Genomic DNA, 20299 nt, shown 5'->3' on the forward strand with positions numbered 1-20299 from the left:
GAATCCCAATGGCTTACACGAAAGACGATCTGAAGAAGATCGAGGACGCCATATTGCAATTTGCTGCCGGGAAACGGGTTTCTGAAATCCAGTTTTCTGACCGGAAGTTGAAATTTGAGGCCACCTCTGTCGAGGCGCTTAACAGCTTGCGCGACCAAATCCGCGCCGACGTGGTGCGCACCAATCGCGGCCGATCGCGGTTCCTGCGGATACGGAATGCCGGGAAGGGAATGCGCTGATGGCCCGGCACAAAACCAAGACCGCGTGCCGTATGCGCGCGAGTTACGAGGGAGCCGGCCAGGGTTTGCGCGCTAAGTCGTGGCAGCCCGGCGCTGCTGGCCCCACCCAGGTCGTCACCGCCGGCCTGCAGACCCTGCGCGATCGCTCGCGTGCCGCTGCCCGAGACGATGCCTACGCCTTCTCCGCCGTGGACAAGCTCGTGAGCAACGAGATTGGGACCGGCATTACTCCCCAGTCCCGTCACCCGGATGTGGCTGTGCGTCAGGAAATCGACGAGTTGTGGCAGCAGTGGACCGAAGAAAGCGACGCGGATGGGCTGTCTGACTTCTACGGCCAGCAATCGCTGATTTCTCGCACCGTGCATATGGCTGGCGAGGTGTTTGTCCGTCTGCGGCCGCGCCGGCTCGATGACGGGCTGTGCGTCCCGCTGCAGATCCAATTGCTTGAGCCCGAGATGGTGCCGCACAGCCTTAACCGGCCGCTCCCGAATGGGAACCGCATCCGCGCGGGCATCGAGTTCAACGGGATCGGACGACGGGTGGCGTACTGGATGTATCCGCGCCACCCCGGTGAAACCGGCTTCGACTTCAAATCCAATGAGCCGGTCCGCGTGCCGGCTGAGCAGGTACTGCAGATTCAAGACCCGCAGCGGCCTGGGCAGCTTCGCGGCGTCCCGACGCTCGCGCCGGTGCTGTTGCGGCTCAAGTCACTGGATGCCTACGACGATGCGGTGCTGTTTCGGCAAGAGGTCGCCAATCTCTTTGCCGGCTTTATTCGCGAGCCGGCGCCCGAAGACCAGATGCAACTCGACGGCGCCGAGGGTGAAGAGGTGGCCGACGACGGGACGCCGCTAATTTCTCTTGAGCCCGGCACGATGCAGAAGCTGCTGCCCGGCGAGGAGGTGGAATTCTCGGACCCGCCCGACGCGGGGAACAGCTACGGCGACTTCATGCGCCAGCAACTGCAAGCCGTCGCGGCTGGCGTCGGCATTCCCTACGAAATCTTGACGGGCGACCTGCGCGGCGTGAATGACCGGCTGATCCGTGTCGCGCTCAACGACTTCCGTAGGCGCTTGGAGCAACGGCAGTGGACCGTCTACATCCCGACCTGTCGTCGCATTCGAGCTGCCTGGATGGATGCGGCCGTGCTGTCTGGTGCGCTGATCCTGTCCGATTACGCCAAACGCCGCCGAGCTTACCTCGACACCGTCTGGGTGCCGCAGGGCTGGCCCTATATCCAGCCGGTGCAGGACATCCAAGCCCAGGCGCTGGAAATCCACGAAGGGCTGGCGAGCCGTAGCGGTGTCGTGCTGCGGCGCGGAGATAGCGCCGAACGGATCGATGCCGAGAACGCAGCGGACGTGGCACGCGCCAAGAAACTCGGCCTGCAGTACGGCAGCAGTCCCGCCGCTCCCCCGAAATCTGAAGACCCCGAAAAGGAATTACCGTGAAGAAGATCCGACCGCGTGTTTACGCGATGGCCGGCGGCACCGGTGCGCTCGCCGGTAGCGCGCCTTTGGCCACCGACAAGCCGACTCAGCGCTGGTACAACATGGCCGCCCAGAACGATGCCAGCGTCCGAGTCGATATCTACGACGAAATCGGAGGCTGGGGTATCCGTGCCGCTGATTTTTCCCGTGACCTGAAAGCGCTGGACGATGGCAAAAAGAAGGTGAACGTCCACATCAATTCGCCTGGCGGCGACGTGTTCGACGGGATCGCTATCAACAACTTGCTGGCGCAGATGGGCGACCGCTGCACGGTCTACGTCGACGGCTGGGCTGCCAGCTCAGCCAGCATCATCGCTGTCGGCGCCCACAAAGTCGTGATGGCCGATAACGCCCTGATGATGATCCACAACCCGTGGACCTTCGCCATGGGCGACGCCGCCGAGTTGCGCGCAACGGCTGATGCGCTCGACGTTTGCCGGACCGCACTGGTGGCGAGTTATCGCCGCAAAGCGACCGCCGTTGCCGACGCGGAGCTGATCCGCCTGCTGGATGCCGAGACGTGGTTGACGCCGACCGAGGCGGTCGCTTTGGGGCTTGCAGACGAAGTCAGCGGCGCCAGCACCGCGAAGGCATGTGTGGTGCCGCGCCTGATGGCGAGCTATCGCAATGCGCCGAAATGGGCGAGCGAAACGCCGGAACCCGCTCCGGCGCCCGCGCCCGATCCGACCCCGGTGCCGGCACCGGAACCCACCCTCACACCGCCGCCGACCGAGACGCCCGCCGCGCTTGCAGCTCGAATCACCGCAGCTTGCCGGCGCGCTGGCGTCGCTGATCTGACCGAGATAGTGCTAGCCCGCACGGGCTTGCGGCCGGCCGATGTCGCCGCCGAGGAACGGCGCATCTCTTCGATCCACGATCTATGCGTCGCTGCTCGATACCCGGGCGACACGCTGGCGCATGTGCGCGAAGGCAAGACGCTGGAAGAAGTGCAGGCGCAGCTGCTGGACAAGTACGTCGCGGCGGCCGGGCCGGAGATCGACAACACGCCGCCGGCTGATCCGCCAGCCCCCGCGCCGTCGGCTCTCTCGAAACTCAACCCGCTGGCGACGTTCGAGAAGCGCAAACAGCAAACTAAAGGAGTGAAGTAAATGGCTTACACCATCAAGACCGAAGGCCGGCATGCCGGCGAACACCTGCTGTCCGAAGGCAATGGCGAGATTTCCCGCGAAGGCATCGTACTGGCCGCCGGCCCGGCGCTACCCGCTGGCCAGGTGCTGGCGACCAAAACGGCGACCGGCGAATACATGCCCTACAAGAAGGGCGAGACGGGCGGCGTCGGCACGGCTACCGGAATTCTCTTCGCCCCCAAGCCCGAATCGGCCACGCCGCAGCGCGCTGTTGCCCACGTCCGCAATTGCGAGGTGGCGCAGGCTTGCCTGACCGGTCTCGACGACAAGGCCATCGCCGACCTTGCTGCGCGCAGTGTGATCGTCCGCTAACCCCGCACCCACCCAACCCAAGACCCCGCAATCGCGGGGTTTTTGCATTTCTGGAGCCGCAAAACATGGCCGATATGAACATCTTTCAGGACGAAGCTTTTTCGGTCCCGAACTTGACCTTCACCATCAACGACATGGAACCGGTGCCGTCGCGGCTCGGCTCGATGGGGTTGTTCGAGGAGGAGGGGGTCACCACCACTACTGTCCAGATCGAAAAAGACGGCGACACGCTGGCGCTTGTGCCGGCAGCCGAACGGGGCGCGCCTGGCCTGGTGGTCAACGGCAGCAAGCGCAGCCTGATTCCGTTCAACACCATCCACCTGCCCGAGCGCGCCACAATTGCCGCCGACCAGGTGCAGGGCATCCGCGCCTTCGGCAGCATGACCGAGCTGATGGGCGTGCAGGCCATCGTGAATAAGCGCTTGGCCAAGATGCGCAACCAGATCGACGCGACGCACGAATGGCACCGCATCGGCGCTGTAAAGGGTCAAATCCTGGACGCGGACGGTACGACCGTGCTGCTCGACCTCTACGACCGCTTCAAGATTCAGCAGACCGTGTTCAGTCTGGACCTGGACAAAGCCGATACGGACATGCGGCTGAAGTGCGCTGAGCTGCTCGACCTTATCGAAGACCTGCTGCCCGGCCAGACGACGACCGGGGTTCGGGTGCAGTGCGGCCGCCAGCTCTGGATGGCCCTGCTCGCCAACAAGTCCATCAAGGAAACCTACCTGAACACCCAGATGGCGGCGAGCCTGCGCGGCGATCCGCGCGAAGCCATCGACTTCTGTGGCGTCGTCTTCGAGCGCTATCGCGGCAAGGTGGGGAAAACCGCTTACGTGGGCGATGACGAGGGTTATGCAATTCCTATGGGTGTGCCGGGGCTTTTCCAGACGAAATTTGGCCCGGCCGACTACATGGATACCGTCAATACGATGGGCCTACCGTACTACGCCCAGCAAGAGCCGATGGACTTCAAGAAGGGCATCATGCTGGAAGCTCAGTCGAACCCCTTGCAGATCTGCACCCGTCCCGGCGCCATCGTCAAAATCAAGCTGAAGAAGTAGCACGATGGACGATTTTCGCGACCTGTTCGCCGAAGCCGACGCGACCATTCGCGAACACCTCGGCGACGACATCGAAATCGCCGGCCACCTGGTGCGCGGCTACTTCAGCGAGCCGACCACCGGGTCGAAGCTGGGTAAGTCGAAAACCCTGCTGACGCAGCCGGTAATCGAGATCCCCGACGCGGATGCTGCAACGGTTCAAAAGGGGGCCGTGGTCACGATCAAGGGCAGACCCAACACCTATAGGGTGCTGGGCCTGCCCGAGCCAGACGGGACAGGCATGTCCGCCATCCCTTTGCGCCGGGAGTCCTGATCATGGCCGCCACACTGAGCGCCCAGCTCGATATCCAACCGGCCCGCGAGATGTTCAGTTGCCTGACCGAAGCCGCCTTTGCTGCTGCCCAGCGTCGCGCGTTGCGTAAGCTGGGCGTCTGGTTCAAGGGGCAAGCCGCGCGGGCCGTTGCGAAAGAAACCGGCGTGCCGCAGAAGGCACTTCGGCCGCGCCTCGCCTTTTACTTCAAGACCAACGAAGTTGGAAAAGTCTGGTTCGGCATTAACGCCATACCCGCTGCCCGGCTCGGTACGCCGCGGCAAACCCGCACGGGTGTGAGCGTCGGCAAGTTCCGCTTCGATAAAGCATGGTTAGCGCGGAGTGGACGCGGCGCTGTGTTCCGTCGCGTCGGGCGGGATCGGCTACCGATCGAAGTCGTGACCGAGGACATTGAGGGTGAAGCGCGCGCCGCATGGCACGTCCACACGGCTGAAGTCGAAGCCCGTTTTCTGGCGCTACTGACGCAGGAATTGAATTTTGAGGAGCTGAAACGAAATGGCCGCATTACCTGATGACCACCGCACGAAGGTGCTGACGCGGGCAATCGTGGCCGGCATCCAGTCCCGGATCAAGGACTGCCCGCCCGTGGAGGCTCACCCCGAGATCGACGGCGCGCTGCCCGTTCCCCTGATCGCCATCGAGCTGGCGTCGATAGAGCCGGTCGAGATTCGGGACGGTGCCGGCGACTTCCGCCTGCTGTATCAGGCGCGCGTGGTTCTCGATCCTCTCGTGCCCGGCGCAGCACTCGAAGCGCCCGCCATGGCGAGCGACATCGCTTGCGCGGTGGCCGGACAGGACTGGGGGCTGGCCGTCGGCCCGGCCCAACTGGTCGGCGACATCGGCCAGGACGGCATGGACCCCAAGCTCGACGCCTATCTGGTCTGGCTGATCGAGTGGACGCACTTGGTCTGGCTCGACGGTAAGCCCTGGACCTGATCACCACCAACCACACCCGAGGGGCCGCAGACGCGGCCCTTTTCCTTTTGGAGAACCGCATGCGCGTCACTCGCGAATTGCTGAAACCGCATATCCACGCCGGCCAAGAGCTGCAGCCTGGCGCCCAGATTTCCCTCCTGCCCGGCCAAGCGCAGTGGCTCGACGGTCTGGGCGTGACTGGCCCGCCCACTGCCGCCGCCGCACCCGCACCGACAGAACCCGAAGGCGACGCCGTTCGCCGCACTACGAAGAAGGAAAAAGCATGACCCCGTTGATTGACCGCAAGACCGAGTACTACCAGGGGCAGGGTTCTGCCTACGTGGCCGAGGTGGTGAATGGCGTGCCCGGAAAATTCCGCCATTTGGGTAACCTCGCCAGTCTCAACGTGACCCAGAAGCGCAATGTCTCGAAGCACAAGGAGAGCCAATCGGGTATGGGCATGACCGACCTCGTGCTGTACGACGACCCCGAGATCGAGATCGAAATCCCGCTACAGAAGCTGAACGTCGCCAACCTGCTTTGGATGGTGAAAGGCTCGGCCCATGAGCTGCCGGAGCGCACCTCCACGGACGAGGCGTTCGAGGCGGGGCTGGTGGCGGGCGATCTGATCCGGCTGCCGTACCCCAACGTCTCGGACGTCCAGATTGTCGACAGCTCGGCGGCGCCGAAAACGCTGGAGCTGGGTAAACACTATCTATTCAGCCAGCAGGGCATGGTCGAATTCCTCGACCTGGATGGATTCACCCAGCCGCTCAAGCGCAGCTACAAGGCGGGCAAAGCCACCCGGGTCGCGATGCTGACCGATACGGAGCGGGAGCATTGGCTCCGGTTCGAAGGGCTGAACCGCGCGCGCAGCAACGAGCCGCTGCTGATCGAGTACTACCGGATTCAGACGGACCTTGCCGACAAGCTCGACCTGATCACCGACAAGTTGGCCGAATTCACCGTCAAGGCGCAGGCGCTGTCCGATCCGACCAAGCCACTGACCGGTGAATACGGTCAATTCGGCTCCATCACGAAGATGGCAAAAGCTGCATAACTCACCGTAACCCGAATAAGGCCACGCACTCGCGTGGCTTTTTCTTTTTCATGAGTCCGCCATGAGCCGCAATACTGCAATCGAAATGCTGATCCGCGCCCGCACGGAAGGACGTGCGGATCTGAACGCGCTGGCCGGCGAAATGGAAAAGCTGGGCGCGAAGGCGCGTGCCACCGGCGACCAACAGGCCCACATGTACGACCGGATCGCCGTCGGCCTGCGGGACGCTGCTGCGCGCACCGGGAAGCTGGGCGAGATGGGGCGCCAGCTACAGACGCTGGGCGAGACGGGCGCCGTAGTGGCGGACGAAATCGACGCGCTTGTCGACGAGATGAACAAGCTGGCCCGGGCTGACGAGGGCATTGCCAAGTTTCGCGCGCTCGATGCGCAGGCCAAGGCGGCAGCGAACAGCTTCGACAAGCTGCAGCTCGAGCTGCAGGCCACGCAGACCCGCGTCGCCACTACGGCCCAGTCTGTCGCTGGACTGAGCGCCAGCGTCAACACCCAGGCCACCGTTACCACGGCGGCAAAAGACAAGCTCGCTACGCTGAGGGTGGAAACCGCCGCGGCGGCCGAGGCGGCTAAAGCCGCTGGCGTGAGCACGAAGCAGCTGACCCAGAATCAGGGCCAGCTCGACGCGTCGATGGCGCCGCTGGTGCAGCGCTATCGCGACCTGGTAGCACAGGAAAGGGCGGCATCCGCTGAGCACGCCGCCGAGAAGGCCAAGCTCGAGCAGCTCCAGGGGCAGCTGGTCTCGGTCACGCGCGAGGAGGAAAAGCTTCAGCGATCGCTTAAGGCTCAGGCCGAGGCGAGCCGGTCAGCCCAAGGCGCAATGGAAACGATGAGGTCGAATGCGGCCGCTTTGGCTGCGCAGCTCAAGACGGCTGGCGTCGACGTCAACAATCTGCAGCGGGCCAATCAGGGACTGCGCGAGAGCTACGCTCAGTTGGTTCAGTCAGCCGCTCAGCTAAAGGTGCTGGGCGACGCCAGGCAGACCCTGGGATTGAAGGCTCACCAAGAGGTCGAGGCCGAGGTCCGCAAGTTGACCCAGGCGTACGAAACGCTGAAGAACAGCGGCAAGCTGACGGCGAAAGAGCTGACCCAGGCATACGTCGCCCTGAAACAGCAGACCGACGCACTGCGCCAGTCTGCCCAAGCTGCCGCGCAATCGTCCGGCGAGCTGCAAACCGTACTGGCCGCGACGGCGGCGAGCGCGGCGGGTTTGGCGTTCGCGGGCAAAGAAGCCATCTCGTTCGAATCAGCGATGGCCGAGGTGGCAAAAGTCGCCAACGGCACTGACGCTGAACTCGCTACGCTGGCGAATCGGCTCAAGCAAATGGCGTCGGAAGATCTGCCCTACGCCGCCACCGAACTCGCCCAGATCGCCGCTGCCGGCGCCAAGATGTTCCCGACGGCCGAGCTGGAAAAGTACGTCAGGATCGTCGGCGAAATCGGTATTGCTTTCGGGATGTCGGCCGAACAGGCCGGCACTGCGCTGTCCAACCTGCAGACCAACCTGGGGCTGAACCTCGACGAGTGCCTGAAGCTCGCCGACACCATCAATGCGTTGAACGGCAAGCTGGGCGTCGCCGAGGCGTCGATCACCGAAGTGCTGGTTCGCACGGGCAGTCTCGCCAAGCAATTCGGCCTCACCGCTGACGAGGCTGCCGGCCTATCTGCCTCGATGCTCAAGCTGGGCAAGACGCCAGAGGTAGCCGCAACAGCGCTGTCTGCCTTGCTCAACAAGCTGGCCAACGCCTCTTCACAGGGCGAGGATTTCCAGCAAGCCCTGGTCGCGATCGGGACGAGTTCGGAGCAGTTCGCCGCAGCGGTTCGGCGCAATCCTCAGCAAGCCCTGTCCGAGCTGCTGGGTACGCTCGAGCGACTCGACAACGCTACCCAGGGCCAGATCATCAGCCGCTTGTTCGGCCCCGAGTATGTGGCGTCCATTACCTCGCTGGTCAGCGCGGTTGGCACCTACAACAAGGCAATGGTCATTGCCTCCGACACCGCTAAAAACGCGGGCGCAGTGCATCGCGAGTTTAGTAACCGCATCAAGACCGCTGAAGTCCAATTGCAGTTCATGTCTAACTCGTTGCGCTACGCCGCGATCGAGCTGGGCACGACCTTTTTGCCACTCATTAAGAAGGTGGCAAATGGAGTGGGTGAAGCCGGCCAAGCTGTCGCGCAGTTCATCCAAGAATTCCCTCGCTTGTCGTTGGCTGCCGCGGCCATCGCCGCGGTTACATCGGCGCTGGCGGCGTTGGGGCTCGCATTCGTCGGGCTGGCAGGCATTGCTGGTCCGACGATTGCGACCGTTTCCTTGGCGATCGGCAAGCTCGCGCCGGTGATGGGAACGGCGCTCACCGCCGCTCGTGGGTTGGCGGGCGGATTGGCTGCTATCGGTGCCAGCGCGGCTGGCGTGCTGGCGGCCGGTGCCGCCGGCTACGGTCTTGGAAAGGTGCTGAGCGACAACTCGGTCTGGGCACGACAACTCGGCGTTGCGATGGTCGCGATGGTCGAAAGCACCAAGCTGGCGTTTAGGGGAATGGCCGAGACCGTTCGCGCCGCATTCAGCAGCACCGATACGGTGGCCGCTGCTGTGGCGCGCAACAGGCAGCAGTTCGACGACCTGAAGAAGACCCTGAAAGAGCTGTGGGATGAGGCTGAAAAGGGGCCGCCCAAGGCCGCCGAAGCCGCGCAGCAAGTCGCGACGGAGCTGGAGAAACACCGCGCCAACGTCAAGGCTACGGAGGAAGCCTACAAGGGGCTGAGCGAAGGGGCCAAGACCGCGCTAATCCAGCTGGCTGAGGCGGCAAAGGACGGCTCCGTCGGCGCACAGCAGCTATCCGACGCGATCGACAAAGCCATTCAGGCGGCCGACAGTCCCGAGGCGTTCAAGAAGATTCAGGAGCAGCTCAAGGGGTTGTTGGACAGCGGCAAGCTGACCCAGACCACGTTCGATGAGCTGTCCAAATCGATAACCATCACAGCCAACGCTCAAGCCGAGGCGCTGAGGCAGCAGCAAGAAGAGGCGCGTGCAAGTGAGGAAGCGCTGGCGGGCGTCTCCGGCAAAGCCAAGGAGGCGCTGGCCGCGCTGATCAAGCTGCGCGAAGACGGGAAGGCATCCGCCGATGAGCTGAAGACCGCGGTCGTGGCGGCGATCGACGCGGCAGACAGCCCGGCCGCCTTCGATGGGATTCGCAAGCAGCTCAGCGCGTTGATGGTCGATGGCAAGCTGACTCAGGCCACGTTCGATGAGCTGACGAAGTCGATCGAGGAGGCCGGCAACCAACTGGGCAAGCCGCTGGATCAGGCCGCCGACCTCGTCCGCGCGCTCAAAGGCGTGGGCGATGTTGCCAAGCAATCCAGCGAAGAAGCCGGCCGGCAGATTGAAGCCAACATCGGCGGTCGTCTCTCAAAGCTTCGCGACGAAGACCTGCCGGCAGTCGCGCGCGCCGTCGAGAAAGAGTTCGGGAAGATGTCGGCGGCCGCCAAGGTGGTCGCGGGCGAAGCGCTGAAGCGGCTGGGCATCGACGCCGATCTTGCGCTCGAGGGTATTTCGAGCGAAGCCAAGAAGGCGGCGGCCTCGCTCGAGGCATTGGGCGCCACAGGCGCAGCGACCGCGCGCGGATTGAAACTGGCGCTCGATGAGGCGCTGACGAAAGCCGACACGCCGGCCGCCGTGGACAAGATCCGAGTCGTCGTCAAATCCTTGGGCGAAGCGGGCAGGCTCAGCGGTGATCAGCTCGTCCGTGCGCTCGATGCCGTCAATCAGCGCGCTAAGGAGGTTTCGCTGTCAGTGTCCGAGCTGGAGGAAGACTTCCAGCGGCTGGGCATCACCAGTGCGGCAGCTATGCAGGCTCAAGCGGAAGCCGCGCAAACGTCGCTGCGCCGGGTTGAGGAAGCCTATCGATCCGGCAAGGCAACGGCGCTGGATTACGCCGGGGCAGCTCAAGCGGCGCTCGCCGCTGTAGAGAAAGTCGGTACCGATACCGAAGTGGCTATGGCGCGCGCCAAGGATGAGATGGCCGAGGCCGCCGTCACGGCGAGCGAGTTTAGAGGGGCGGCGGAACGAGCCGGGCTGATTGCCAAGAAAGCTGGCGAGGATGCTGCCACCGCCGCCAATAAGGCCAAGACCGCCGTCCAGGAGCAGGGGGCCGCCGCAGAGCAGGGCGCCGAGAAGCAAGCGAAAGCCGTCGAGAAAGTCGTCATCGCTTACGAAAAACTCGGCCTGTCGCTGAAAGCCTCTAAGCGTCTGGCCCAAGAAATCGACCTCGCCAACCAACAGGCCGGCGCCTCATCCGAAACCGCGATTGCGGCAATGGAACGGGCGCAGCAGTCCGTGAAATCCCAGCTCGCCGCAGCTGCTGCGCTGACCCAACAGTACGAGCAGATGCAGGTCGCGATCGGCGACCAAATCCCCACTCTTGATCGACTCCGCAACCAGTTCGACGCGCTCGATGATGCTCAACTGGAAGGGTTGCAGTCGGCGCTCGACGGCGCGCGCCAGCGCGTCATTGACCTTCGGAACGAAGTCCGCGACGCAGCGGCCGCGCTCGATGAAATGGCCGACGGTTTGCGCGACGAAATCGACCAGGAAGACGGGAACGACCAAGCCGTGCTAGCGCGTAAGTACGCGAAGGAGAAGGCGCGCCTGGACGAGCAGCGTGCCAAGGGCGGCGGAGATGCTGACGTTGAGCGGTCCTACCGGGAAGCTCTGACTCTGCTGCAAGAGAAGCAGCGGCGCGAAGAGACGGAGGCGAAAGCCAAGGCCGCCGAGCGCGCCAAGTCCGATATCGACAAGCCCAAGACAGCCCGGCCTGAAGCCACCCCATCCACCACAAAAACCGAACGCATCGAGATCGTCGTCGGCGGCCGCGAGCGGTCGATCGACGTCGCCGAGGGGCAGGGCGCCACCGTGCGCGACATCCTCGACGAGATCGCTCGAGCGAAACAGGTATCCCTATGACCCTGCGACACCACTACCTCGACGGCATCCGCTTGCCGGATCTGCCTTGGCCTGACGAGTGCGACTGGACGCCAGTCGGTCAGTCCGTCGAACGCGGCCTCGACGGCGCGCTAATCGTGCAAGTCAGCGCCTGCCAAGCCGGCAGGCCGATCACGCTTGCCGGCGGTGACGACCACGCATGGGTCCAGCGCGCCACGCTCGACCAGCTCTACAGCCTCGCCTTGCAGCCCGGCCGAGTCATGGCCCTGACGCTGGCAGACGGCCGACGCTGGTCCGTGATTTTCCGGCACGGCGAGACGCCGATCGAGGCTCGCCCCAAGCGCCGCAAAGTCGCCGCTGATCCGGACGACTGGTACACCCTCACCCTTCGATTTCTGAGCGTAGACGCATGATCAAAGACGACGATATCGTACTCGCGGAGCCTGAGCGGCTTGGCGACGATCCAGATGCAGGCGGCCCGATTAGCGGCCGCCTTATTATTTCCGGTCGCGAAAATAACCTGTTCGCCGACATCAGCCCGACCGACCGCATCAAAGGGTCCGTCGCGCTGGCGAAATGCTTCGTCGCAGTGCGTGGCATCGGCGCCGAACCCCTGTTCGATCCCCTTATATATATTAGTGCCCGACCCCGTGATCCCCGGGTCTCCGTGACCCTGTTCGGCACCCCGGATTCCACGGACCGCCGCCGCCACGCCCGTGACCGGGTCGAGCGCTATCTCGCGCGCGGTACGCGCTGGGCGGGGCAGCTGCTGGAGCGCCAGCTCCAGGGGCAGCGCTCGATTGCGATCATCCAGCGCGAGACGGCGCCGCTCCCGAAAATTGGTCAGGTTTTCGTGTTGATCCAAGACGAAGGCCGGCCCACGGAATACGAACAATACGTTCGCATCACCAAGCAAACCGACGTGGTCCGCGAGTTCACGGTCAACCTCGGCAGCTCGCTGCACACTTTCCGCCGCCGCGTGATCACCGCCGAGATTTCCGACCCGCTCCGTCGCGACTTCACTGGTACGGCACCGAGTCCGGTGGACGACGCCGGCGCTGGCGCAGTCATCCGCGAGACGGTCACCGCAAACGCTGCCCGCTACTACGGCGCCATGTCGTTGACCCGGCCCGGCAAGCCCGGCGAGTTCAGCATCCGCGTCGACAGCCCGTATAGCCGGCTCGTCCCCAGCGCGCAGACCGAGACGCAGCTCGTCCAGCTGTCGGCGGCAGGCCAAAGCGTTGCGCTCTTCGACGCGGGTAACAGCGAAGTCTCGCTCGTCGTGGCCAGCGCAGTCGCGCCCGGCGCGTCAATGCACGTCGGCTCCCCAATCCTGCCCGGCTCGCTCCAGATCTCACGCGGTGGCACCGACAAAATGACCGATGTCGGCGGCCGGCTCATGCTCGCCGGCGGCGAAGTCGGTCGCGTCGATTACGTTGGCGGCAAGATCGATTTCAACGTCGAGTGCCCGACGTGGCCGGGCGCAAAAACGGTCCGATTCATGCCGGCCGCCGCCGCCCACCGCGCGACGAATTCGTGGTCGATCCCAGTCACGGCCGAGTCGCGTGCGCAGAATCTGGTCGTGACCCTTGTGCCGGCGCCGGCTCCCGGCACCGTCACGCTGAGCTACCGTGCCGCTGAGCGCTGGACCGACCTGCGCGACGATGCGGCAGGTGGCATGCGTGCGGCGGAAGCAAGTCTCGGTGCCGGCACGCAGGACTACGAATCAGGAACGCTCGCCGCGACGCTCGGCGCGCTGCCCGATGTTGGTAGCGCGATCATCATTACCTGGTGCGGCCGAGTTGCGCTCTTCAACAGGGCAAACACACCGATGCACGTCGGCGTCCAGCTCCAGGCCGAGCTGCCGGCAGATAAACCGATGACTCCGGGCTCTGTCGCAATCGAGTGGCCGACCGACAATGGCACGGCGACGGCGGTGGACAACAAGATGGGCGGCCTGAGCGGCGACGCCACGGGACGACTCGATTATGCGCACGGCCGGATTCTGCTGCGGCCCGCGCGCCTGCCCTCCACCGGGCAGGGCTATCGCGTCACGCTGGGTGTCGCCGCATTACCCCTCAAAATCTACCAGCCCGGCCCGGTCTCCGAAACCGGCGATCCAGTCGGCGTCGTGCTGCCGGACGAGTGGGTGCGCGGCTCGCTGCGATTCGGCGTCGTGTATGCGCGCAACGGCAAACCGTACGAGCTGCAGCTCATCGATAACGGGGCAGGGCAACTGCTGGACCCCAATGGCGGGGCCGTCGGCACGATCAACTACGAAACCAAAACCGTCGGCATCCAGCGCTATCGCGAGTTTCCGGACGTTGGTTTCGGACTGTTCGCCACCGGCAATCAAGCGCCGACCGCCGTCACGATCGAGGCCGGCAGCCCGCAGTTCAGGTTGTCGAGCTTCACCGGTGCGCGCTACCAGGTCGGCACCGCTGCACCGCCGACCGTGATTGATGCGGTCGCGACCGAGATCGCCGTGGACCTCGTCAGCAATAGCGGCGAGCGGATCGTGCCCGGGTCCGTCCGCTTCAAGCTCGGCGGCCGGACCTACGTCGATCGCGTTGGCTCGCTCTACACCGATATCGACCCGGCGACGGGCTCGGGTATCCATGCGGGCGTAATCGACTACGGCTCGGGCCGCTGCGTGCTGTCGGTCTGGACGGTTGGCGCGCCGCTCGATCCCCAGATTGAATCGCTGGCGACGGCAATGGGTGGTCTTCTCGTTGGGGGCATTTCGTTCCGAACGCCTCTCGCGCCGATCAAGCCGAACTCGCTGAATCTGGTCGTGCCGGCGGATGGTGGTGGGACGGTATCGGTACAGGACAACGGCGATGGGACGGTCAGTGGCGCCGGTTTCGAGGGTACGGCAGACCTGCAGACCGGGGTGGTACATGTGCGGTTTGGGGATTGGGTTATCGCGTCCGGAAACGAAAAAGAGTGGTGGTTTAAACCTGATCTCGTTAGAGCTGATGGCAGGATTTTTAGGCCACGTCTCTATGACCCGGTGGGCATGCGCTACAACGCCATCGCCTACAGCTACCTACCCATGAGCGCCGAGCTTCTCGGCCTAGATCCCGTCAGGCTGCCGAGCGATGGCCGTGTCCCGATTGTCCGCCCCGGCGACGTGGTAGCGATCCACCACACGGCCCGAAAACTTGCCTCGGCTGCGGCACCCGGCGTCCGGATCGATGTCGGGCGGAATCGGCTCGTCGAAGTGCGCGTCATCGATGCCCTCGACAAAGAGCTGCCGCGCTCGATGTATGCGGCGGATCTCGACGGTGGCGTCGTGACGCTCGGCGCCGCGCTGGACCTGACCGGCTATACGCCGCCGCTCGCGGTGGAGCACCGCGTCGAAGATCAGTCGCTTTGTCTCGACGTGCAGATCAGCGGCGACATCGGCCTGATGCGCCCTCTCACCCACGACTACCCCGCAGGCGAAACCATCGTCAGCTCGTGCCTTGAAGTCGGCGACCTGATGGCGCGCGTCACGCCGCCGTTCTCGCAGCAGACCTGGACGACCGAGTGGTCTGACGGCCGGGTCGGCGCGGCAATCAATGCGCAGTACCAGACCGTCACGCACCCCATCGTCGTCTCGAATCTCGGCGCCGCCGACGAGCGCTGGGCCGTCGTGTTCGCCAGCCAGACGGGGTACCGCGTGATCGGTGAGCGGCTGGGCGAAATCGCGACCGGCTCGACGGCGAGTGACTGCGCACCGATCAATCCGGCCAGCGGCCAGCCGTATTTCGTCCTGAAAGCGGCCGGCTGGGGCGGCGCGTGGGCGACGGGCAACGTGCTGCGGTTCAACACCAGGTCGGCGTCTGCTGCGGTTTGGTTGGCACGCTCGGTCCAGATCGGGCCAGCCTCCGGCGGCAGCGACGGTTTCAGATTGCGCGTGTTCGGTGGCGTCGACGCATAACCATAAAGGTTTACCTATGAATTTCCCTGTTCACTACTACGACTCCGGCATGGCTGGTGCGCCGGTTCTCGCTGGCCAGCCCGGCAGCCTGCTCGCCCTGCTGCTCGGCTGTCTCGTCGATGGCTTCGGCCTGCGCTCGGTCGACAGCCTGACGCAAACCGGCGGCCTCGCCGTGGCGACGATCTCGACCGGCCACGGCCTGCGCCCTGGCGACGTGTTCGCGATCGCCGGTGCAAGCCCGACCGGCTGGGTCGGCGAATGGCGCGCGCTCCGCACGCCGACGCCTGCAACCGTCGAATTCGCCGTTCCGCTCGACCTGAATCTGCCGACGGCAACCGGCGCGATCACGATGCGTCGCCCCGGCGCGGGCTGGGAACGGCAGTTCACCGCACCCAATAAAGCTGTGTTCCGCAGCCTCGCCGGCAATCGTCGGCCGCTCCGCGTCGATGACTCTGACGCCCAATTCGCGCGCGTGCGCACGTACCTATCGATGGCCGACATCGACACGGGCGAGGGCGCTTGCCCACCGCTGGCGATTCGCCCGACCGGCCTGACCTGGCGCAAATCCTCGACGCGCGATGCGACGCCTCGGTCCTGGGCGCTGATCGCTGACGACCGGACCCTCTACCTCGTGATCGATGCAGCGGGTGATTTGTCTGCGGGGTGGTATGCATTCGGTGATTTGGCAGCACTCGGCGGCGCGGCCGACGCATACGGCACCGTCGTAACCGGCCAAGAGCACGACAGCCCCAGCTCCGCAGACATCGGATTCGCGCGCGACCAGCTCACAGCAGCAGACGAAACCGGTCGCTGGCTGATCAGCCGCGCGGGCGGGATGGGCGGCCCCGCACGCTTCACTGTGCAGGGTCATCGTGCAACTGACCGTCTGTGCGGGCAGGGGACGGTCCCATATCCGTGCCCACAGGGGGACCGCAATGCAGTGGTACTGCATCCGGTGCTGATCTTCGAGTCTGGCAGCCAGGTAGTCCGGGGCATGCTCCCCGGCGCGCTCCAATCGCTCCACGCGGCACAGGTCATCATGCCGTATGAGCGCACCAGCGGCCCCTCTGGCCGCGAGTATCGCTGGCTGCCAATGCGATCCGCGCCGCTGCCGTGGGGTACCGCCCCGCACGATGCGACGGGGCCATGGCGATGACGATTCTCGATGACGTACTAGCAGATCAGCCGGCAGCGCTGTGGGTATTCGATGGCGCCGGTCCGAATTTCCCGGACCGGACTGGGCGTGGGTTGGCGGCACAAGGCAAGGGAGTGCTGCAGGCGCAGCAGCGCATGTTCGACGGCGGTATCGGCGCTGGTTCATCCGGAGCCGGTTGGATTGAGCTGCCGGCGGACGCCGACTACTGCGGGGCGGATGGCGCGATCACGATTGAGCTGCTGGTGCAGCTCGGCCCAGCGCTGATATTTCCTCGCCGTCTGTTCGACTTCGGCGATGGCCCCGATGTGAACTGTCTGGTTCTGTTCTGCGGCCAGAGCGGAAACCTCACGTTCTATGCTGATGGCGGCACTGTGGTATCGCACCAGGCGTTCACTGGTTCACGTCTGGTGTACGCAGCAGTTCGGATCGCGAAGGAAGGACCGGCAACCCTGCTGATCAACGGCGCGTCGTGGTCGTTTACGATGCTGCCGAGGTCATCGGCGCGCCGCAAATTCTGGAAGATCCTTGCGAGCAACTGGCCCGGCGAAACACCAACGGACGGCATCGTCGCTTGGTGCGCGCTCTACCCGCGCGCGCTGCCTGTCGAGCGCCTGCTGGCGCGCCAGCAGCGGTATTGGTCTGACCTCGGAATCAGTGGCGCGGCGGCGCCCGGACCGGTCGTTCAGCTCGGGCAGGTACTCGCCGAGCCGACCACGGCAGCCGCGCCGCTGCCGCTCGCACTCACGCCGTGCTCGGGCGCCGGGTATTTGGAGGGCACGGTGGCCGTCGGCCCGTCGCAACTACCCGCGGCGCGCGCCGTGCGGATCTACGACAGGGAAACCGGGCTACTGGTGACGCACACCCGCAGCGGCACGGACGGCCGATACCGCGTCGACGGCCTGGACCCGACGCGGCAGTACTTCGCCGTTGGCATCGACGACCCCGCACCGGTCTGGCAAGCAGATGCCGCCGACGGTCTGATCCCGAGGTGCGCGCCATGATCGTCTACTCCACCGCAGTTCGCCGCGCCCGGGCCGCCGCTGTCCTGGGCGCGCTCGATGCCGGCAGCGCGCCGGCGAAACTGGCGATCTACGCTGGGGTGCCGCCGAGTGCTGGTGCGCCAGCGCCTGAGCTGCCGCTGATCACGTTCACCCTGGCGCGGCCAGTTGGCGAAGTGACTGACGCCGGGCTGGTGCTCGTGCCGCCGGCCGAGACCGTTTTGCTGCGCACGGGTGTCGCAACTTGGGCGCGGCTTTCGACGGGCGCCGACGCATGGGTCGGCGACGCCACCGTCGGCGACAAAGACAGCGGTGCTGATCTCAAGCTGGGCGTCGTCGGCGGCCCCAACGGCGTCATGCTCTACGCGGGCGGCTTGTTGCGCCTTCCTTCTCTGATCCTTCGGTAATCCCCCTATGACCAACTCCACCGCACGCCCAGTCAGCGGGGCGGGCGAGCTGATACTCGGCCGTCCGCTCGACGGCGCGGCGGACCTGCATCTGGGCCGACCGCGCGGCGATCCGGTTGAGGCCGTCGTCGGTGTGCTGGATGCACGAGACGATGCTGGCGCCGACGGCGAGCTGCAGGTCGTGGCGGCGGGAGTGCTGGCCGGCGCGGATGCGCGGGCCGACGGGTTTCTGTTGCCGGTGCTGTCTCTGGCCGGCTCTGGTGGCGACGCGGGGTCAGCCGCTGGCGTCCTCCATTACGACCACGCGGTGCCGCGCGGCGCTGGTGCGACGACGTCGAGCGGCTGGCGGCCAGCGGCTGGCCGGGGTGCTGGTGCAGCAGCAGGCTGGCGCGCGCACGACCCGGCCGGCACGACCTCCATATCGAGCTGGTCGCCTGCAGGTGCTGGTGCGGCATCGACATCGGCGCCCTGGGCGTCTCAGCTCGAGCGCGCCGGATCGGCGTCGAGCAGCTGGCGCGCCGCGGTCCCGACTGCTGCGGACTCCGCGGCGCCGTGGTCTGCGATGCCGGCACGCGCTGCGGCGTTCGAACTCGACCACCGCCACGCCTTGCCGGCCGGGATTGAGTCGGCCGCGCCGTGGATCGACCTCGTTCCTCGCGCCGGCGCCAGCACTCAGACGTGGCGCGAGGCTGGTTCTGCCGCGCTCGACATCAGCGCTTCAGCATCACCGGCCGCGCCCGTCCAGCTCGCCACCAGCATCCCCTGGCGCGAGGCGCGCCGGCCCGCCTATGGCCACACGCCGCCGATTCCCGTACCACCCACACCGCCCCCACCGCCGCCCGGCACGGTCCCACCGCCCCCGCCCGCCGGCTCAACGCCGACTCGCCTGCATCTCGCGCACCGGATCGAGCCGAGCGCCCCGACGCTGCTGTGGCTCGGCCGCGCCGACCCCGTCGGTATCCGTGTTCCTTCGCTCAGGGTTTATATCGTGGTCAACAAAATCAGGATGTGGCGCATCTCCGACGGCGCGCCGCTCAGCCCCACGTCGGTCTCCATTTCAACGGACGACGAGTCCTGGACGTGGTCGCTTACCGCGACGCTTCCCGGTAATCAGCGTCTGCTGGTCCTACGCCAGGACCCGCGCGAGCCGGTCGAAATCGGGGTCGAGCTGAATGGCTTGCGGTGGACGTTCGTGGTGACCGCGACCAGCGGCTCGCGGCAATTCGGCTCCGCCTCCGCCACGATCACAGGCCGTTCGCTCGCCGCTTATCTCGGCGACGGCTTCGCCGAAAAGCGTGCGTGGACAGAGTCGGCGCCGATCGCGGCGCGCCAGATTGCCGAGCGCGCCCTGGAAGGAACTGGAACCGCGCTCGACTGGCGGTTGCCGGATTGGCTGATCCCGCCTGGCTGTTGGTCGATGACGGATGCGACGCCGATCGACGTCATCAACCGGCTGGCTACGGCGGTCGGCGGAACCGTGCTCGCCGGCGCGGATTCGACATCCCTACGCCTGGCGCCGCGCTACCCGGTGGCGCCATGGGAGTGGGGCGCCGCTGTGCCCGACATCATTCTGCCGCCCGGGCCGGTCACGGTGCAGCAGTGGAACGACCAAGACATGCCCGACTACAACGCGGTCTACATCGCAGGCGATCGGACCGGCGGCGTTGTTGGACGTGTGGTCCGTCAGGGCTCCGCTGGCGACAAGCTGGCGCCGCAGGTGACCGACACATTGATCACCGATGTGGCCGCCGCGCGCGCCTGCGGCATGTCGATCCTCGCGAACACCGGCCCGCAGGCCAGCATCTCGCTGGAGCTGCCGCTGCTCCCCGATCTCGGTCGCGTCACTCACGGCCAACTGCTCGAATTCGACGGCCTGGGCGAGCTGTGGCGCAGCCTCGTGCGCGGCATCACGATCAACGCGCAGTCGGGCGGGGACCAGAAAACCGTCATCAAGCAGACCCTCACCGTGGAAAGACATTACACATGAACCCGTGGAAACAGCTCCAAGCCTTGCTCGCCGGCCCGCCGCGCTTGCTGGGCGACGTCGTGACCGATCACCAAGACGGCACCGTCACGGTCCAGCAGCTGGGCGGTGGTCTGCTACGCGTCGCCGTCGGCGAACAGTCGGCAGTCGAGGGCGCCCGCGTCTTCGTGCGCGACGGCCGGCTCGACGGCGAAGCGCCTGCGTTGCCGATGCACGAGATCGAGATATAGGAGGAGGGGATAAGCAGAAAAACTAGGAGGCGGTTAACACTTTTGATATGATTCTGCTAAAGCGTGTGTTTTTGCGTCCAGCAGTA

At 65.4% G+C, this 20299-nt stretch carries 18 protein-coding genes; all 18 read left to right on the forward strand.

The window, feature by feature from the left end:
• The first annotated feature begins 8 nt into the window (after positions 1 to 8).
• The 18 genes from ACFOW7_RS02780 (at position 9) to ACFOW7_RS02865 (ending at position 20213) form a co-directional block, all read left to right on the forward strand.
• A complete protein-coding gene (locus tag ACFOW7_RS02780) occupies positions 9 to 239 on the forward strand; it encodes a hypothetical protein (protein ID WP_378160775.1) in 231 nt (76 codons plus the stop codon).
• Complete coding sequence (locus tag ACFOW7_RS02785; protein WP_378160777.1) at positions 239 to 1690, forward strand: phage portal protein; 1452 nt, start codon at positions 239 to 241, stop codon at positions 1688 to 1690. The genes ACFOW7_RS02780 and ACFOW7_RS02785 overlap by 1 nt, the downstream gene beginning before the upstream one ends.
• On the forward strand, positions 1687 to 2838 hold the full coding sequence (locus tag ACFOW7_RS02790) for a head maturation protease, ClpP-related (RefSeq protein WP_378160779.1): 1152 nt from the start codon (positions 1687 to 1689) through the stop codon (positions 2836 to 2838). The genes ACFOW7_RS02785 and ACFOW7_RS02790 overlap by 4 nt, the downstream gene beginning before the upstream one ends.
• Entirely contained in the window at positions 2839 to 3189 is a 351-nt protein-coding gene (locus tag ACFOW7_RS02795) for a head decoration protein (protein ID WP_378160781.1), read from the forward strand.
• A 65-nt stretch (positions 3190 to 3254) separates the two neighbouring features.
• Complete coding sequence (locus ACFOW7_RS02800) at positions 3255 to 4256, forward strand: major capsid protein (RefSeq protein ID WP_378160783.1); 1002 nt, start codon at positions 3255 to 3257, stop codon at positions 4254 to 4256.
• A gap of 4 nt (positions 4257 to 4260) precedes the next feature.
• The gene (locus ACFOW7_RS02805) at positions 4261 to 4569 is read left to right on the forward strand and encodes a head-tail joining protein (RefSeq protein WP_378160785.1); all 309 of its coding nucleotides are present in this window, start codon (positions 4261 to 4263) and stop codon (positions 4567 to 4569) included.
• A gap of 2 nt (positions 4570 to 4571) precedes the next feature.
• Positions 4572 to 5099: a hypothetical protein gene (locus tag ACFOW7_RS02810; protein WP_378160787.1), complete on the forward strand. Its 528-nt coding sequence runs from the start codon at positions 4572 to 4574 to the stop codon at positions 5097 to 5099.
• Between the two features lie 73 nt (positions 5100 to 5172).
• Positions 5173 to 5523, forward strand: a complete 351-nt coding sequence (locus ACFOW7_RS02815) for a hypothetical protein (RefSeq protein ID WP_378160789.1) — start codon at positions 5173 to 5175, stop codon at positions 5521 to 5523.
• 59 nt (positions 5524 to 5582) lie between these two features.
• Positions 5583 to 5789: a DUF7210 family protein gene (locus tag ACFOW7_RS02820; protein ID WP_378160791.1), complete on the forward strand. Its 207-nt coding sequence runs from the start codon at positions 5583 to 5585 to the stop codon at positions 5787 to 5789.
• Positions 5786 to 6562 carry a phage tail tube protein gene (locus tag ACFOW7_RS02825; protein ID WP_378160793.1) on the forward strand — a complete coding sequence of 259 codons (777 nt, stop codon included), beginning with the start codon at positions 5786 to 5788 and terminating at the stop codon, positions 6560 to 6562. The genes ACFOW7_RS02820 and ACFOW7_RS02825 overlap by 4 nt, the downstream gene beginning before the upstream one ends.
• 61 nt (positions 6563 to 6623) lie before the next feature.
• Complete coding sequence (locus tag ACFOW7_RS02830) at positions 6624 to 11534, forward strand: phage tail tape measure protein (RefSeq protein ID WP_378160795.1); 4911 nt, start codon at positions 6624 to 6626, stop codon at positions 11532 to 11534.
• Positions 11531 to 11926, forward strand: a complete 396-nt coding sequence (locus ACFOW7_RS02835) for a hypothetical protein (protein WP_378160797.1) — start codon at positions 11531 to 11533, stop codon at positions 11924 to 11926. The genes ACFOW7_RS02830 and ACFOW7_RS02835 overlap by 4 nt, the downstream gene beginning before the upstream one ends.
• Positions 11923 to 15438, forward strand: coding sequence for a hypothetical protein (locus tag ACFOW7_RS02840; protein ID WP_378160799.1), 3516 nt, complete (start codon positions 11923 to 11925; stop codon positions 15436 to 15438). The genes ACFOW7_RS02835 and ACFOW7_RS02840 overlap by 4 nt, the downstream gene beginning before the upstream one ends.
• 16 nt (positions 15439 to 15454) lie before the next feature.
• Positions 15455 to 16594, forward strand: coding sequence for a hypothetical protein (locus ACFOW7_RS02845; RefSeq protein WP_378160801.1), 1140 nt, complete (start codon positions 15455 to 15457; stop codon positions 16592 to 16594).
• Complete coding sequence (locus tag ACFOW7_RS02850) at positions 16585 to 17595, forward strand: hypothetical protein (protein ID WP_378160803.1); 1011 nt, start codon at positions 16585 to 16587, stop codon at positions 17593 to 17595. Before ACFOW7_RS02845 ends, ACFOW7_RS02850 begins: the two co-directional genes overlap by 10 nt.
• Positions 17592 to 17999, forward strand: coding sequence for a hypothetical protein (locus ACFOW7_RS02855; protein ID WP_378160805.1), 408 nt, complete (start codon positions 17592 to 17594; stop codon positions 17997 to 17999). Before ACFOW7_RS02850 ends, ACFOW7_RS02855 begins: the two co-directional genes overlap by 4 nt.
• Before the next feature lie 7 nt (positions 18000 to 18006).
• Positions 18007 to 19986: a hypothetical protein gene (locus ACFOW7_RS02860; protein ID WP_378160807.1), complete on the forward strand. Its 1980-nt coding sequence runs from the start codon at positions 18007 to 18009 to the stop codon at positions 19984 to 19986.
• The gene (locus ACFOW7_RS02865; protein ID WP_378160809.1) at positions 19983 to 20213 is read left to right on the forward strand and encodes a hypothetical protein; all 231 of its coding nucleotides are present in this window, start codon (positions 19983 to 19985) and stop codon (positions 20211 to 20213) included. Before ACFOW7_RS02860 ends, ACFOW7_RS02865 begins: the two co-directional genes overlap by 4 nt.
• Positions 20214 to 20299: the final 86 nt, after the last annotated feature.

Origin of the sequence: Chitinimonas lacunae, assembly GCF_042650885.1 — a bacterium.
In the GTDB taxonomy this organism is placed as follows: domain Bacteria; phylum Pseudomonadota; class Gammaproteobacteria; order Burkholderiales; family Chitinimonadaceae; genus Chitinimonas_A; species Chitinimonas_A lacunae.